The organism is Pseudomonas sp. GW821-FHT03C07, from assembly GCF_059420925.1.
The window spans coordinates 120719-135960 of record NZ_JBWKUQ010000011.1; the positions used below are offsets into that span (position 1 = coordinate 120719).

Annotated in this window: 19 protein-coding genes and 1 pseudogene; 11 read left to right on the top strand and 9 right to left on the bottom strand. The window is 60.1% G+C overall.

Annotation, left to right across the window (positions count from 1 at the left end; genetic code table 11):
* The first annotated feature begins 40 nt into the window (after positions 1–40).
* A complete protein-coding gene (gene nhaR / locus AC07VG_RS21085; RefSeq protein WP_495002023.1) occupies positions 41–946 on the top strand; it encodes a transcriptional activator NhaR in 906 nt (301 codons plus the stop codon).
* Here the strand turns inward: nhaR and AC07VG_RS21090 are convergent.
* Positions 943–1319, bottom strand: a pseudogene (locus AC07VG_RS21090) (MFS transporter); the annotation flags it as partial. The gene nhaR and the pseudogene AC07VG_RS21090 sit on opposite strands and share 4 nt — an antisense overlap.
* 92 nt (positions 1320–1411) lie before the next feature.
* Complete coding sequence (locus AC07VG_RS21095; protein ID WP_495002024.1) at positions 1412–1921, bottom strand: DUF1993 domain-containing protein; 510 nt, start codon at positions 1919–1921, stop codon at positions 1412–1414.
* A gap of 130 nt (positions 1922–2051) precedes the next feature.
* Between AC07VG_RS21095 and AC07VG_RS21100 the strand changes: the two genes are divergently transcribed.
* Positions 2052–2699 carry a YceH family protein gene (locus AC07VG_RS21100; RefSeq protein WP_495021823.1) on the top strand — a complete coding sequence of 216 codons (648 nt, stop codon included), beginning with the start codon at positions 2052–2054 and terminating at the stop codon, positions 2697–2699.
* A gap of 4 nt (positions 2700–2703) precedes the next feature.
* On the opposite strand, the gene AC07VG_RS21105 is transcribed toward AC07VG_RS21100, so the two are convergent.
* Positions 2704–3522, bottom strand: a complete 819-nt coding sequence (locus AC07VG_RS21105; protein WP_495021824.1) for a shikimate 5-dehydrogenase — start codon at positions 3520–3522, stop codon at positions 2704–2706.
* Positions 3523–3780: 258 nt separating this feature from the next.
* Between AC07VG_RS21105 and AC07VG_RS21110 the strand changes: the two genes are divergently transcribed.
* From AC07VG_RS21110 to AC07VG_RS21120, 3 genes are all read left to right on the top strand, one after another.
* Positions 3781–4119, top strand: a complete 339-nt coding sequence (locus AC07VG_RS21110) for a hypothetical protein (RefSeq protein ID WP_495002027.1) — start codon at positions 3781–3783, stop codon at positions 4117–4119.
* A gap of 232 nt (positions 4120–4351) precedes the next feature.
* Positions 4352–4546, top strand: coding sequence for a hypothetical protein (locus tag AC07VG_RS21115; protein ID WP_495002028.1), 195 nt, complete (start codon positions 4352–4354; stop codon positions 4544–4546).
* Positions 4547–4656: 110 nt separating this feature from the next.
* Positions 4657–4839 (top strand): hypothetical protein, encoded by a 183-nt coding sequence (locus AC07VG_RS21120; RefSeq protein ID WP_495002029.1) that lies wholly within the window; start codon positions 4657–4659, stop codon positions 4837–4839.
* 86 nt (positions 4840–4925) lie between these two features.
* Here AC07VG_RS21120 and AC07VG_RS21125 read toward each other — a convergent pair whose 3' ends face one another.
* From AC07VG_RS21125 to AC07VG_RS21140, 4 genes are all read right to left on the bottom strand, one after another.
* Positions 4926–5486: a hypothetical protein gene (locus AC07VG_RS21125; RefSeq protein WP_495021825.1), complete on the bottom strand. Its 561-nt coding sequence runs from the start codon at positions 5484–5486 to the stop codon at positions 4926–4928.
* Between the two features lie 323 nt (positions 5487–5809).
* Positions 5810–6328, bottom strand: a complete 519-nt coding sequence (locus AC07VG_RS21130) for a DUF1993 domain-containing protein (protein ID WP_495021826.1) — start codon at positions 6326–6328, stop codon at positions 5810–5812.
* A 224-nt stretch (positions 6329–6552) separates the two neighbouring features.
* Entirely contained in the window at positions 6553–6957 is a 405-nt protein-coding gene (locus tag AC07VG_RS21135) for a hypothetical protein (RefSeq protein WP_495002032.1), read from the bottom strand.
* Positions 6958–7098: 141 nt separating this feature from the next.
* On the bottom strand, positions 7099–7470 hold the full coding sequence (locus tag AC07VG_RS21140) for a hypothetical protein (protein ID WP_495021827.1): 372 nt from the start codon (positions 7468–7470) through the stop codon (positions 7099–7101).
* Between the two features lie 613 nt (positions 7471–8083).
* On the opposite strand from AC07VG_RS21140, the gene pbpG reads away from it, so the two are divergent.
* From pbpG to AC07VG_RS21155, 3 genes are all read left to right on the top strand, one after another.
* A complete protein-coding gene (gene pbpG, locus AC07VG_RS21145; RefSeq protein WP_495002034.1) occupies positions 8084–9010 on the top strand; it encodes a D-alanyl-D-alanine endopeptidase in 927 nt (308 codons plus the stop codon).
* A 243-nt stretch (positions 9011–9253) separates the two neighbouring features.
* Positions 9254–11785, top strand: coding sequence for a hypothetical protein (locus AC07VG_RS21150; protein ID WP_495021828.1), 2532 nt, complete (start codon positions 9254–9256; stop codon positions 11783–11785).
* The gene (locus AC07VG_RS21155; RefSeq protein ID WP_495002036.1) at positions 11778–12614 is read left to right on the top strand and encodes an AraC family transcriptional regulator; all 837 of its coding nucleotides are present in this window, start codon (positions 11778–11780) and stop codon (positions 12612–12614) included. The genes AC07VG_RS21150 and AC07VG_RS21155 overlap by 8 nt, the downstream gene beginning before the upstream one ends.
* A gap of 6 nt (positions 12615–12620) precedes the next feature.
* On the opposite strand, the gene AC07VG_RS21160 is transcribed toward AC07VG_RS21155, so the two are convergent.
* Complete coding sequence (locus tag AC07VG_RS21160; protein WP_495002037.1) at positions 12621–13208, bottom strand: LysE family translocator; 588 nt, start codon at positions 13206–13208, stop codon at positions 12621–12623.
* Between AC07VG_RS21160 and AC07VG_RS21165 the strand changes: the two genes are divergently transcribed.
* The 3 genes from AC07VG_RS21165 (at position 13201) to AC07VG_RS21175 (ending at position 14339) form a co-directional block, all read left to right on the top strand.
* Positions 13201–13401 carry a hypothetical protein gene (locus tag AC07VG_RS21165; RefSeq protein WP_495002038.1) on the top strand — a complete coding sequence of 67 codons (201 nt, stop codon included), beginning with the start codon at positions 13201–13203 and terminating at the stop codon, positions 13399–13401. The two genes, AC07VG_RS21160 and AC07VG_RS21165, sit on opposite strands and share 8 nt — an antisense overlap.
* On the top strand, positions 13398–13607 hold the full coding sequence (locus AC07VG_RS21170) for a hypothetical protein (RefSeq protein ID WP_177094172.1): 210 nt from the start codon (positions 13398–13400) through the stop codon (positions 13605–13607). Before AC07VG_RS21165 ends, AC07VG_RS21170 begins: the two co-directional genes overlap by 4 nt.
* Before the next feature lie 237 nt (positions 13608–13844).
* Positions 13845–14339 carry a DUF1640 domain-containing protein gene (locus AC07VG_RS21175; protein ID WP_495021829.1) on the top strand — a complete coding sequence of 165 codons (495 nt, stop codon included), beginning with the start codon at positions 13845–13847 and terminating at the stop codon, positions 14337–14339.
* A 1-nt stretch (position 14340) separates the two neighbouring features.
* On the opposite strand, the gene AC07VG_RS21180 is transcribed toward AC07VG_RS21175, so the two are convergent.
* A complete protein-coding gene (locus tag AC07VG_RS21180) occupies positions 14341–15237 on the bottom strand; it encodes a LysR family transcriptional regulator (RefSeq protein ID WP_495021830.1) in 897 nt (298 codons plus the stop codon).
* Positions 15238–15242: the final 5 nt, after the last annotated feature.

Genomic DNA, 15242 nt, shown 5'->3' on the forward strand with positions numbered 1-15242 from the left:
AAGCGCTATACTTCGGTTTTAACGAACTGAATAGTGCCCGATGCTCAACTATCGCCAACTTCACTATTTCTGGGTCGTGGCCAGGACCGGGAGTATCGTCAGGGCCTGCGAGCAGTTGAACCTGACGCCGCAAACCATCAGCGGGCAGATCAGCCTGCTGGAACAGAGCTTCGGCGTGGAGCTGTTTCGCAAGGTCGGGCGGCAGTTGGAACTGACCGAGGCCGGGCGCCAGACCCTACCCTACGCCGAGCAGATGTTCCAACTGGGCAACGAACTGGAAGCCATGTTACGCACCCAGCCGAATGAGCAGCAGCGGCTGCTGCGGGTCGGCGTCGCGGATGTGGTGCCCAAATCCATCGTCTACCGCCTGATCGCACCGACCATGGAGCTGGATGAACCGATCCGCATCACCTGCCGCGAAGACAAACTCGAACGCCTGCTCGCCGACCTGGCGATCCAGCGCCTGGACCTGGTGATTTCCGACAGCCCCATGCCCAGCCATCTGGACATCAAGGGTTATAGCCAGAAACTGGGGGAGTGCGGGATCAGCTTCTTCGCCACGGCTTCACTGGCGGCGCGCCATGCCGATGATTTCCCGCGCTGCCTGCACGCTGCCCCGCTGCTGATTCCCGGACAGGAAAGCATGGTACGCAGCCGGCTCCTGCGCTGGTTTGCCGAACAACAGTTGCACCCGAGGATTGTCGGTGAGTTCGACGACAGCGCCCTGATGCAGGCATTCGGCCAATCCGGCAGCGGGATTTTCATCGCGCCCAGCGTGATTGCCGAGGAAGTGTGCCGACAATATGGTGTCGAGATGATCGGCCAAACGGAGGCGGTGAGCGAGTCGTTCTACGCGATCTCGGTGGAACGCAAGGTCAAGCACCCCGGTATTGTCGCTATTACCGAGGGCGCTCGACGCGAGCTGTTTACCACCCTGGAAGACTAAGCACTGACCGTGCGCGATTTGGCGCTCATCAGCGCCAGCAGGATCGACGGCAGGATAAAACCGGCGGCGGTAAAACCGAGGCTGCCCAGACCCAGGTTGTCGATCACCCGACCACCCACCAGCGCGCCCAGGCCAATCCCCAGGTTGGCGCCGGCAATGTTCAGCGACGCGGCAAAGGCCGGCGCATGGGGGGCGACCTTCATCAGGCGGACATGGCTGACCAGGAACAGCGCCGCCTGGGTCACGCCCCAAACGCCCATGGCGACTGCCAGCCGAGGGTGGAGTGAATGCTCGGCACCAGGGCCACCATGCCGCCAATCATGAAAGTGCAAAAGACCATCGAAGCGATCAGCGGATGGCGATCAACCATGCGTCTAACAGAAGGTTTGTGGCAAGCGGGCAGGCCCGCTCGCCACAAGGTCTCACCGGTCAGTCAGGTTTGAACCGGTATCAGCTCGTACGAAATCAGAACGCGCCCATGTAGTCACGCTTGCCGATTTCTACGCCGTTATGGCGCAGGATCGCGTAGGCAGTGGTCACGTGGAAGAAGAACTGTGGCAGGCCGTAGCTCAGCAGGTAGGCCTGGCCAGTGAAGCGCTTCTCTTTCGGGGTGCCCGGACGGGTCACGATCTCGATGCCTTCCTTGCCGTCGATCTGGGCCGGGGTGATGCTGTCGAGGTGAGCCAGCACCTTGCTGATCAACGCCTGCAATTCGGCGAAGGTGGTTTCGCTGTCCGGGTAGGACGGCACTTCGATCTCGGCCAGACGCGAAGAAACGCCCTTGGCGAAGTCGACCGCGATCTGCACCTGGCGGTTCAGCGCGAACATGTCGGGGGCCAGACGGGCTTGTACGAAAACGCTCGGTTCGATGTTCTTCGCCACCGCATGGGCTTCGGCCTTGTTCAGAACGTCGCTCAAGGCATTGAGCATTTGTTTGAAAACCGGAATGGAAGCTGCGTACAGGGAAATGGTCATGAGGATCTCGCAGTGAAAATGGCAGGAGTGACGCTGGGCGATTATAGCCAGGGTCAAGGCCATCGCGGCTTGTCTTTTTACGGCTGAAGGCCCTACGCTTACGACCTTTCAACGCACAGGGAAACGCACAATGGGCAGCGAACAAGAGACTTCCGTCGATCAGCCACAATTGAACAGCACGGAAATCCGCATCCTGGGCTCCCTGATCGAAAAACAGGCCACCAGCCCGGAAACCTATCCCCTGACCCTCAATGCCCTGGTCCTGGCCTGCAACCAGAAAACCAGCCGCGAACCGGTGACGAACCTCAACCAGGGCCAGGTCGGCCAAAGCCTGCGTGCCCTTGAAGGGCGCGGCTTCACTCGCCTGGTCATGGGCAGCCGTGCCGATCGCTGGGAGCATCGGGTCGAAAAAGCGCTGGAACTGGTACCCGCCCAGGTGGTGCTGATCGGCCTGCTGTTCCTGCGCGGTCCGCAGACAGTCAACGAACTGCTGACCCGCAGCGGTCGGATGCATGATTTCGAAGACAGCGAGCAGGTCGTGCACCAGTTGGAGCGCCTGATTGCCCGTGGCCTGGCCCTGCTGATTCCACGCCAGGCCGGGCAGCGGGAAGACCGCTACACCCACGCCCTGGGCGACCCGGCGGATATCGAAACGATCCTCGCGGCCCGTCAGCAAGGACCGGAGCGCAGTGTGGTCGGCGCGGTGTCCGTGGAGCGCATCGAAGAACTGGAAGCCCGGATCGCCGCGCTTGAAGAACGTCTGGCGCGATTGGAATAGCTATTCAGCGGCGCGCAAACGCCACCGCTTTCTGGAACTGTTCGTCATCCGGCCGTACGCCGGTGTACAGCACGAACTGTTCCAGCGCCTGGATGGCAATCACCTCAAGCCCGGTGATCACCCGCTTGCCCTGGGCCCTTCCGCGCAGAATCAGCGGGGTTTCCGAGGGCACCGCGACCACATCGAACAGGGTGTCGGCCGCATCCACCGCCGCGGCCTCGAAGGCCAGTTGATCCGCCTCCGGGCCGCCGCTCATGCCGATCGGCGTGACATTGACCAGCATCTGCGGGCGCAACGCCCCCAACTGCGCCTGCCATTCATAACCGCAACTCTGTGCCAGCGCCCTGCCCGCCACTTCGTTGCGGGCCACGATCACGCCCTGGCGGTAACCGCCGTCACGCAGGGCCGAGGCCACGGCCTTGGCCATGCCGCCGCTACCGCGCAAGGCGAAGCTGATGTCCTTGGGCACCGCATGGGTCTCGAGCAACTGCGCAATGGCGATGTAATCGGTGTTATAGGCCTTCAGGTGGCCGGCGGTATTGACGATGGTGTTGATGGACTGAATCGCCGCGGCGGACGCATCCAGCTCATCGACCAAGGCGATGCACGCCTCCTTGAATGGCATCGACACCCCACAGCCGCGAATGCCCAGGGCCCGAATCCCAGCGACCGCGCCGGGCAGGTCCTGGCTACTGAAGGCCTTGTAGTAAAAGTTCAGGCCTAGTTGCTCATAAAGATGATTGTGGAAACGCAAACCGAAATTCCCGGGGCGCCCCGACAACGACATGCATAATTGGGTGTCTTTGTTGGGGTTCATCTGCATGTTTCATCTCCTGATGGGTGTTTTCGGACAAATGGGATTAGGCATTTACCCCACTTTCGTCGATCATAGCGACCAGCTGCAAGGCTCTGGCACCTGCGCTCGGATGCCTGTCAAAGAAGCCGCGCCAAGAACCTTACACAAAATTTACTCAACGGCTGGGCAATTTTTCAGAAAGTCGTTGTCATAGAAGTATCCCCGCGACAGTCCTTGAGTCTATTGCAGACAACAAGCGCTGGGGTTGGAACCCGAGGAATAATCATGATTCGTACAATCCCCAAGATAGCCTTGCTCATTGGTGCACTCGCTGTCGCAGGTCAGGCCTCTGCCCACGGTGGCAACTGGGTCGGCCCTGCCTTGTTGGGTGGCGTGATCGGCGGAGCCATCGTCGGTTCGATGGTAAGCCGCCCGGCTTACGTTGAGCAGCCGGTATATGTGCAACCGGCCCCGGTTTATGTGCAGCAACCACCTCCGGTCTACTACCAACCCGCACCGGTCTATGTACAACCCGCTCCAGTCTATGTCCAGGGTGGTTACTATGGCCGTCCGGTGTACTACGGCCACCCGCATCATTACTACGGCGGTGGTCCACGCTGGTAATCGACAGGCAGAACACCCAGGCCCTGCTCGCAAGAGCGGGGCTTTTTTTGCCTGATCCGCGCACGAATGTCTGAATTGCGCTATCAAAGGTCGCTGGCAAGACAACCGCCCGCCCTCGATAAAAGGCATGATGTGACCTGTCGTCGCCCAGGATGGGCATTAACACGACTGTCATATTTATGCCATGCCCGATCAGCAAGATCTGGCTGACTGATAAGAACAAGGACGAGTCATGCCTACACAAAACCCGCACCGCACCGCCGGCCTCTGCACTTCCAGCAAGGTCTACAGCGCCCTTACCGAGCTCAAGCAGCTCGAAGGCCACCGCACGGCCAAATTTCTCTCGTTGCTGGCCGAAAACCTGGTCCACAAGGGGCTGTTGAATGAGCAGGAAGTATTGAAGATGCTCGATCAGGTCGTCGACTGACGCACTCTATTGCAGCCAGTCGATCTCGTCGATGTCCACTATCGAGCGCGATGATTTTCCTCAGACCGGACCGGGCCTTAAGGTAGCTCCACAGATTGATGGAGGTCCTCATGGCCAAGGTACAAATCATGTCGGTTATCGGCAGCGCCGTTCCCGCCTCGCTCAGAGAGCTGGGCCTGCTCGCCTGCTGGTACCTGGTTCGAGACGGTGTACCGATCAGCGGACCGTTCACCTCGCTACCGGCGGCCAAGGCTTCGTCGCAAAGCATCAACCTGCATGCACTGAACGCCTGAGCGGCCCAAGATTCCCGAAAACGTGCGTTGCTCCGCACACCCCTTTGCCCGCATTCGTTGCGGGCTTTTTTATGGGCCAGCGCTAATCAACCACGCTCGGCCAGTGCGGCATTGACCTGGGCCCGGTGGGTGAGCTTCTGCAAGCGTTTCTCCAACTCGATCATCACCACGCGGTCGCTACGCCCACTTTCCAGCTCGTCGATCAGCGCCTGGGTGACCTGGCGCAGCTCATGGCTGATGACGATCCGGTCGTCGTTCAGGTCGTGCTTGTGCGACTCGAACAGGCGCTGCAGGAAATCCTCGAGGGTACGCTGGCAGCGATGCCGGTCCGTGGCCCGCAAGTGAGCCAGGTTGGCGCTGATACGCCCCAACAGGTCCAGCAGTTCGATGCCGAAATAGTGCAACCGCCGCGCGTAACCCACCTCACGCTCACGGCGTTGCTTGCGCTGCTCCTGGAACTCCTGTTTGCGCTGGATCGCCGGCACACTGATGGCCACCATCAGGCCGACCACCAGGCCCACGGCCTGGATCCAGCCGTACCAGTCCGCCGATTTAGGGAAGAAGGCGAACCCCAGCAACAGCACCGCCACCATTCCCGCCCAGACCACCATGGGCAGGTAATCCCTGCTGATCAAACCCTTCGGCATTGCCAGACTCCTGAGTCATTGGATCGCGCCGGTTACGCCGCAAGTACCGATGCTAATCGGTGCGCGAGGCCCACACCACCACGTATCAGGCCGGATACACAATTAAATAGCCATCACTCAGGGAAAACCTTAAATTCTTCTTACTTTTTAAGGGTTTTTTACCGCCACTCGAAGAACACGGATAGGCGAACAGCTCATGTGCGAATCGTACGCCGAGCTGAATGTGCAGCCCTGGCCGTATGACCGAAGCACCGATTTCACTCGCTGCCTCTCAGTGCTTCCAGCGACCCGCTCAAGCGCCTGAATAGTGCTCAGTGGAGCAATTACTGTCGCAGGTAGGCGAACATGTGCTGTACGTAATCGGCTTTCCCGAGGGGTACGTCGTTATGGCGCAGGATGTTATATGCCGTGATTAGGTGAACGTAGAACTGTGGCGTGGCCCAGTTCACCGCGTATTCACTACCGGTCATATCGAAAGCTATGCCATTTGGTAACTCAATCACGATTTGGCGCTCCGCGCCTTCATCAATCTGGGTGCGATCCGCCGAAGCAAGAACTGCCAGAGCAGCCTCGATCAGCGCCTTCGCTGCAGCAAAGTTTTCGGGAGGATCGAGCGATTGCAATGGCTGTTTTGCAAGCCGCCGAACAGCCTCCTGCACCTGAGTACAAACATGCTGAACTTGCCGGGCCAGATCGTGCATATCTGGTGCAAGCCGTGACTCAAGTAGAACTTGCGGATCGTAGCCGCGCTCACGAGCGTAAGTCTCGCCCGTAGACAGCATGGATGATAAGGATCGCAACATCTGCGCGAAACAGGGGATGGTAACTGCGTCGACCGACATGGCTTTTCCCTAAGTAGTCATTCAATCCGGGCACAGGCGATTTACCTTTCTCGTTATCGCCTAGCGCCCTGAATCCTAGCAGATCGCTGCACTTCGACGGCTAACAGCAATTTCCTCTTATCCGACACCACTCGCATGCACTCCCCTCCGCGCCCAACGGCAACCAGCCGAGCATGGGGCTGCCCTACCAGGAAGAGCGCGAAACGTATTGACAGATGGGCGCTTCAAGGTTTTTTCGATTCATCAATAACTATGTCCTGGTCATGCTGAAAAATTATTTCTTTCAGCTGTTTTACCGGATCGAAAAGAGGATCTGCAAGGGGAGCTGGATTGTTCTCCAAGTCCAGCAGTAAACCATCTATACGGCTCCGGCTTAGCCTGTTGCTACGCCACTTCCTTTCAAATCCTCCGGAAGCTGACAAACCGGATAAAGCGGCTGCAACTGCCGTCAGAGTAGACGCGATTATTTTAAAGCGATCCGGCTCTGCTTGGATAATGGCTCCCGCTGCGATACTGCAAATGATTGTCCCGAAAACTGCAACGTGGTGCGCCACACTCCACCACTTCTGGCCCTTTAGATAAAAGCCGTGCCATTTTTTGCACTCGTCTTTCAGTGCTGAGCTTTCCATTTCTACCTCCTTGAGCCAATCGCGTTGCGGATTGGTTCCCACTATTCCGTGGCGAGTTGTCAGCCTAGACACATTTATTGCGCCCTCTAATATCGATTTCTGCTGAGGTTTATTCCGATGAACATAGAAAACAAAGTCGCGTCAAACATCCAGGCAGCGCTCGATTAATCCCGTAACTTCGCCACGACCAAACCGAACATCGGGCTGACTGAAAAAGAGCATATCGAGGGCCTGGCAAACCTGTTGGAACGGACGGTCGCCGGGCGTGATGCCTTGCAACGGCACCTGGACGCAGCGGATCAGCGGACGAACCAGATTGAAGGGTTGTCGCGGCAGTTCTCCAAGACCGCACACGGCAGTTTTCTGGATGACGGCCACACACTGACCACCATCCTGCAAGAGCTTCGCTTGATTAGCTGGAACAAGCAAACAGGCAAGATCAAGGTCTCCGCCAAAGGACGCCACTACATTTGACTTGCCTTCAAAGGTCGCCTGGGCGCGTAAGGAGTACATCTGCCCCCCACTCCCTCCCCTTCAAAGTCAGCCGCTATAGCGGCCAAGGAATCGTCAGGCTCAAGGCGCTTACGCGAGGACGGTGATGCTGAACAGTCGCGCCTTGGGCGCCCTGACCAATGCAGAGGAGATGGCCAGGGCGCGCGACGATGACCTTCGGCGCGTCCGAAAGTCATCTCAATACGTGTTCCAGCCATCAGGAAGCTCCGAATACATCAGGCGCGTCGTGACCCCATCCAGTCACTTCGCCAAGGCCCTGGAAGCCCTGAAAATAAGGGGCCGCAATCCATACAACTGCCGCCATACGTACGCTACTATGTGTCTTATGGCCAGCATGAATCCAGCGTTCATCGCCGGCCAGTTAGGACATAGCGTTCAGGTCCTCCTATCGACCTATGCACGCTGGCTTAGCTCAACCACGGATTGGACCGAGATCGGGAAGCTCGAAGAGAGAATTGGTACAAAATTGGTACAAGAGTAAATTTTGTGTCAGTTAAGCCCAATATCTACAGAGGTATGGCAACTTTCTGAACTATATTCATAAAATGTAACGCTTTTTTTAGAACGACCCGTTGCCAACGGTTTACCCATTATTTTTTGCGAGTCCATCCGCGTGAACATTCGTCATTCCATTTTCGGCCTGGTTTTTGTCCTGGCAGGCGCCGTTATCACCCCCAGCGTAGAAGCCCGCGAAACCGTCTCCGCGCCCCGCGACACCAGTCATTTGCAAGTCGCTTCCGGCAGCGCCCTGGTCGTCGACCTGCAAACCAACAAGACCCTTTACTCCAGCAACCCGGACGTGATCGTGCCAATCGCTTCGGTGACCAAGCTGATGACCGCCATGGTGGTACTGGACGCCAAGCTGCCGATGGACCAGTACATCTCGGTGAACATCGCCGATACCCCGGAAATGAAAGGCGTGTTTTCCCGGGTAAAACTCAACAGCGAGCTGCCACGCAAGGAAATGCTGCTGATCGCCCTGATGTCGTCGGAAAACCGGGCGGCGGCCAGTCTCGCCCACCACTACCCGGGCGGTTATGCGGCTTTTATCGCGGCGATGAACGCCAAGGCCAGGTCCCTGGGCATGATCAACACCCATTATGTGGAGCCCACCGGTCTGTCGATCCACAACGTCTCCACCGCCCGCGACCTCAGCAAGCTGCTGATGGCCGCACGTCACTATCCGATGCTGAGCGAGCTGAGCACCACCAAGGAAAAGACCGTGGCGTTCCGCAAGCCCAACTACAGCCTGGGCTTTCACAACACCGACCATCTGGTCAATAAAGCCAACTGGGACATCAAGATCACCAAGACCGGCTTTACCAACCAGGCCGGCCATTGCCTGGTGCTCGTCACCAACATGGGCGGCCGCCCGGTGGCCCTGGTGATTCTCGACGCATTCGGCAAGTACACCCATTTCGCCGATGCCAGCCGGATTCGCAACTGGATCGAAACCGGCAAGAGCGGCGGCGTGCCGGATGTGGCCTTGCGCTACAAGGCCGACAAGAACCTCAAGAGCCGCGCCCAAGCGGCAAAGTAAGCCCTGATAACGTGGCCCGATTCTTCGGGCCACGTGCTGTCGTGCTTGAGTGCCTGTTCCTGCGCGCCTATCACCTGGCTGAACTGGGCCCGTCAGTCTGCCTCGCTGGCAGCGATGTGACTTCGACTGCCTTGCTCGATCCGCCGCAAGCAGAGTCAAACCCACCGCCATAAGTCCAAAGGTGCCGCCGCGCGCCCAAACCGGCATAATCGCGCTCCGCCTCCGTCGTACAGGACGTCATCCGTGAGCGCCGCCCGCACCCCACCCCGCGAAAGCAAAAACATCGGTCGTCTGCTGCTTGAGCTGCTGGGGCAGCTTCTGGTACTGCTGGTGCCGATGTTCTTCGTGACGATCCTCCCGCCATTCCTCGCCCTGGCCGTGGTCCTCGCCTGCGCCGGGGCGATGTGGGCCTGCGTGAAACTCGGCTGGCCCAAAGGCGGACGGGCCTTTGCCCGGCTGATGATCTCGGCAGTCTTCGGCCTGGGTTTCAGCCTCGGGCGAGCACTGCCCGAATACTGGAATATCGCCGCCGCGGTCCTGACGATTTTCCCCGGGCTGGCTTGCGTGAGCATTTGGGAAAGGCGCCTGGGCCTGGTCAAACCCCGCACGGAAAACCCACCCCCCGGCAACGGGGCCAGTGCCTGGGGTGGCCAGGAGCCAACGCTGACGCCCGAAGGCGAGCCGATCCGGGTATTCAATCAGGGCGAAATCGCCATGGGTGGCCCGGTGATGTGCGACTACCTGTTTCCCGACGGCATCCTGCTCGAAGGGCTCGGCGCCTCGGCGCGCTTTTCCAGTGACGCCCGCTACTTCGCTGCGCCCATTCCGTCGCGCAGCAGTTGGGGCCTGGTAATCCTCGACCGTCCCTTGCGTCGCCTCTATCGCTGCCAGGCCGACCAGTTCTGGGAGCTGGACACCTTCAACGAGCAAGGCCTGGGCGGGCGTTACAGCCCGCTGGTGGACAACGGCTCCCACCAGCAGTCCGTCGAAGACTTGTTGCAAGACGCCGAAGCCATCGACCTGCTCCCGGTCAGCGATCTCTGGCTGGAACCGGGGAACTGGCAACAAGCCCAGGCCCAGCAACAGATCGAATCCCGCTCCCCCGATGGCCAACATCTTCTGGAAGGCCAACTGACCCTGCCCGTCAACCTGCGGGAACTGGAGCAACCGACCGAACCGGTCAAGCATCCTGATTACCGCCTCAGCCTCGATGGCGTGCCCTCGCCCTTGCTGATCACGGCCCAGACGCCGATCGTCTGGAGCGCGGACAGCCGCAGCCTGGTCTGTATCGCCAACACACGCGGACCAGCAGAGCCACAGCGGGCGCTCTGGCTCTGGCGGCAGAACCTTGGCTGGCGCGCCCTGCGCAGTCCCTGGAGCGCCGCCGACCGCGGCCCCAGCGGATACTGGAGCCAACCGCTGGCGCTGGACGAGCAGCAGGTCTGGCTGGAAAGCGAACTGCCGCTGTCGCAACCCGACAATGGACATTACGGCTACCAGTTGCACAGTATCCACAGCGACTCACACATCCTGGTCGGCCATGGCCCTCTGGGCCGCGAACAGACTGCCGAATGGAACAGGCCGCGCATCCGCCTGATCCTGCCGCTGGACAGCGACGGCAGCGCGGCAAGCGTAAGCATTGAATCAGAGCCACTGGCCGATGGCCGCCGTGCCCGCTTCAACCAGGTCCAGGTCGACCAGGGCGAATCCGTCGGCTACCAGTGCCAGATCGGCGACTGGACCCTGCCCGGCCTCTGGCGCCTGGATCATCGCGTGAGCGACTGCTCCCACTATCTCGCACTGCTGCCGTTTGCCCTGTATCCGGCGGTGTCCAACTGTGCGGTGGTGGCCGATCCCCGGCAACGTCGACTGATCGACAGTCCGCCGATGCGGGTAGCCGCCCTGGTGGATTTCAGGGCCACGACACTGAGCGTTGCGGTGATTGTCGGGCGCTTGCCCCGGGACGTCGCCAGCACGCCGCTGCAACGCTTTACCGAAGCGGCGCCTGAAGCCTCCCAGGCCGCCGAGTTCTGCCGATACCGCGAAGCCTCGCGCCTCTACTACGAGCTGCGCAGACTGCAATTGAGTGCCAACGACCTGCAAGGCTTGCCCGCCTGGCGTTTGGTTCAGCAGCCACAGATCGCCACCGCCGAAGGCGAGTTTATCCAGCCCTCCCCGACCGGCGAGGACGCCGCCTGGCTGTTCGGCACCAGCACCGAATACGGCGATGACCTGGGCCGTGGCCAAACCGCTCGCCTGGGCGGGCACCTGCTGACCGCTTCCGGCTGCGCCCTGTCGGACCTGGCGCCCTCCATGGCCTGGTCGCCAAAGGGGCGTTACCTGGCGCTGACCCGACTGTATCTCGATCACCGCGACTTCGCCGACAGCTACAATCGCCGCGCCTGGAAACTCCTGCTGCTGGACGTCGAGGCGCGCACCTTGCGCACCGCCCCTGGCTGGCTGGGCAACCGACCGCAATTTATCGACTTTGGCGGCGACGCCCTGCACTTGCGCCAGTTCGAAGCGGACTGGGACCTGCGGGATGGCTCCGACCCGGGCATTCGTGTGAAGATCGCCTTGAAAGAGATACTGGAATGGCCGTTCGAACGCTTGCAGCCGCAAGCAGACCTCTGGCTGACAGCAACAGCGGTGGCTCATGCCCAGGCTTGGCAAAACCTGGAAATACCGGAACCGCTTCGGCTTCTGCAGGAAAACGCTACGCTTCAGACCAGTCGCCACCCCGAATCATCCCGCAGCGGACCCACTCATGAGTAAATCGTCCCCAACCCCCCCCGATGACAAGGCCCCCTACTTCTGGCGGGATGAACGCCTGCCCTTCATCGAGGCCCGCTCGATCCAGGACGGTCGCAAGGTCTGCTATTCCCGGCATTCCCACGAACACTTCTCGATCGGTGCGATCACCCAAGGCCAGAGCACCTATATCAACGAGCAGAACCAGTGGCGCGTCGCAGCCGGCACCGTGGTACTCATGAATCCGGGAGAGGTGCATGCCTGCAACCCCATCGAAGACCAGCCCTGGGCCTATCGCATGTTCTATGTCGAAATGGCCTGGCTGACGTCGCTGCAACATGAACTGGGGTTCAGCCCGGATCTGGATTTCCGGGCCTTTTCCACACCCCACACCAGCGATCCGGCACTCTACGATGGCTTGAACAGCCTGTACGAAACCCTGGTGGACGACAACCTCGCGCTGCTGGAAAAACAGTGCGCCCTGGTCGAGTTCTTCACCCTGCTGCAGCACCGCTTGAACCCGGCGCCACGACCGGCCCGGGAGATCAACCAGAAGCTCGAGCGGGCCGCGGCCTATATTCACAAACACTGCACCGAAGCCCTGAAGCTGGAGGACATCTGCGAAGCCGCGCAGTTGTCGGCGTCCTACCTGACCCGTGCCTTCAAGCAGCATTACGGGATGACGCCCCACGCGTTCCTGGTCAACCGACGCATCCAGTACGCGCGTAACCAGCTGCGTCGTGGCGGTCTGATCGCCGACGTCGCGCTGGAGGCCGGCTTCGCCGACCAGGCGCATTTCCAGCGGGCCTTCAAGCAACACCTGGCCGCGACACCGGGGCAATATCGCGGTTGATCCGCCTCAAGGCAGCAACAGGTAAATCGCACTGAGTGCCAGCAGCAAGGCCATCAGCCGGTTGAACAGGCGCATGCCCTTGGGGTTGTCCAGATAGTGACGTAAAAAGGTCCCGGCGAACGCCCAACAGGCAATCGAGCCATAGCAGATCACGAAATACACCGCCGCGAACTGCCACACCAGATGCGCCTCGCCATTGGCCACAAATGCACCCATCCCCGCTACGCAGGCCAGCCAGGCCTTGGGGTTGAGCCACTGCATCACCGCACCGACCGTCATCGTCGGGTGTTTGCCGGGCTGGCGGGTATTCAGGCCACCATCGTCGACTGCCAGCTTCCAGGCCATGTACAACAGGAACGCCACCCCGGCCAACTGGATCCCCCGGGTCAGGCTCGGCACGAACAGCAGCAGTTCATTCAACCCAAGGCCGATCAACACCAGCAACAGGGTGAAGCCCAGGGTCGCGCCGGTCACGTGCCTCATACTGGCACGCCAGCCAAACTGCGCACCGGCACTCAGCGCCACGATATTGACCGGGCCGGGGGTGATGGAAGAGGCCAGCGCAAAGGCCGCCATGGAAACAAGGATGCTCATCGTCTACCTTCTGCATGAATGGATATCGACGCTGAAGGTACCCATGCGCACGGGGCGCGGTATTGAAGAAAACTCCCCTGTACAGCCTTTTGCCCACAGGCGAAATGTTTCATCCAGCAAAACGCTCAAGCGGCGTAAGATGGACAAGGTATTATTCGTGCATCGCATCCAGCCTGGGGAAACCGAACCATGAAGCCGAACCTCGTCAAAGCCGCGCTGGTGCTGAGCGCCCTGCTGTTGGGCGCCTGCTCCGGCACGAGCACGATGACCAGCAACAGCGCCTGCTATACCGAAAGCTGTAATCAACATTATGACAGCCACCCCGTCACCCAGAGTTTTGGCGGCTCGAACCTGGGCAGCAGCTTCCGTGAGTACGGCACCAGCATGCTGCGCGACTAAGCTCAATCGCGAGTCATCGACTGGCTGCATCCCCGGCAGCCACGTTGATTTGCGCGCAAAAAGCCAGGCCCGGTCCTGCTATTCCATAGGAAATGTCCGACTTTCCACTCCATAGCTTTGCGTCGATTATCTGAACCTGGACCGCTGCCCCCGACAGCGCCTGCCCAGCCCTCGCTTTTGACCGGAGCCTGCCGCCAGGCGGTGCCTTCTGGTCACTTGTCCCTTGCAGGAGATACGATGAAGCTCTCGATGAACTTATACGACGCACTGACCACCATCAGCGTGCCCCCGGACAAGGCCAAGGCGGTTGTAAATGCCTGGGAGTCGGATATGGAAAAACTCGCGACAAAGTCTGATTTGCTCCGAACAGAGACACACTTGCAAGCGTCGATTACGCAATTGGGCTCAGAAGTTCGCTCACTGGGCACTGAACTGCGTGCACTGATCAATGAACAGGGTGCGGAACTGCGAGAGTCCTTGACGAAGCAAAGCGCAGAACTGCGAGAAGCCATGACGAAGCAAGGTGCGGAACTGCGAGAGTCCATGACGAAACAAGGCGCAGAACTGCGATCCGCCATTACAGAACAGGGTGCAAAATTCCAGGTATCTGTTGCTGAAATGGACTCACAGAACAAGATCCTGCGCTGGCAGCTCAGCATCCTGCTCGTCTGCATCACCATTCCCCTGCTCAAGCTGGCTTACGATATGTTAATCAAGTTCACCTTGAACTGAGTCACTCCAGCCCCGCGCAGACTTGCCGAAGGCACCCGCGCAACCAGCGATGTGCGGGATCGGCATCCAGCCGCGGATGCCAGAGCATGGCCACCGTGAACGTCGGCAGCGAGAACGGAAGTTCAAAGCTGTGCATACGGGTACGCAGGTTACCTGTGTGGCGTTCGGGCACGGTGGCGATCAAATCGGTAGACCGGGCCAGTGACAGTGCGGTCGAAAATCCGGCGACAAACGTAGCCACCTCACGACAAAGCTCAAGCCGCTCCAACGCCTCATCGACGGCACCCTTGTCGAGTGCTCGTCGCGAAACGCCGATATGCTGGCCAGCCGCATAGCGGGCTGCGGTGATTTCCCCCTGACTCAGCGGATGCTCCCGGCGCACCACGCCAATAAAACGATCGCGAAACAGCGCCTGGGTCAACAACTCCGGACCTTGGCTGCTGCCCACCACACCGGTTTCCAGATCGACACCGCCATCGCGCAGTGGTGCGCTGTCCTTGTCCGGTTTCTGCAGGAACCGTAGGCGCACTCCGGGCGCCTCTTCAGCGATCCGCGCCAGCAGCGCAGGAGCGAAGTTCTCCACAAAACCATCACGAGTACGCAAGGTAAAGGTGCGCACCAGTTGCTTGAGATCCAACTGCCCGACAGGGCGCAGCACGGCTGCGGCGTCCTGCACCAACTGCGCGACTCGCTCGCGCAACTCCAGCGCCCGGGGAGTAGGCACCAGACCGCGCCCGGCCCTGACCAGCAGCGGATCGCCGGTGGTTTCCCGCAGACGCGCCAGCGCCCGGCTCATCGCCGAGGGACTGAGGTGCAAGCGCCGGGCCGCGCGCGCCACACTACCTTCGGCCAGCAGCACATCCAGGGTGACCAGTAGATTGAGATCAGGTGTGGCCATGGACC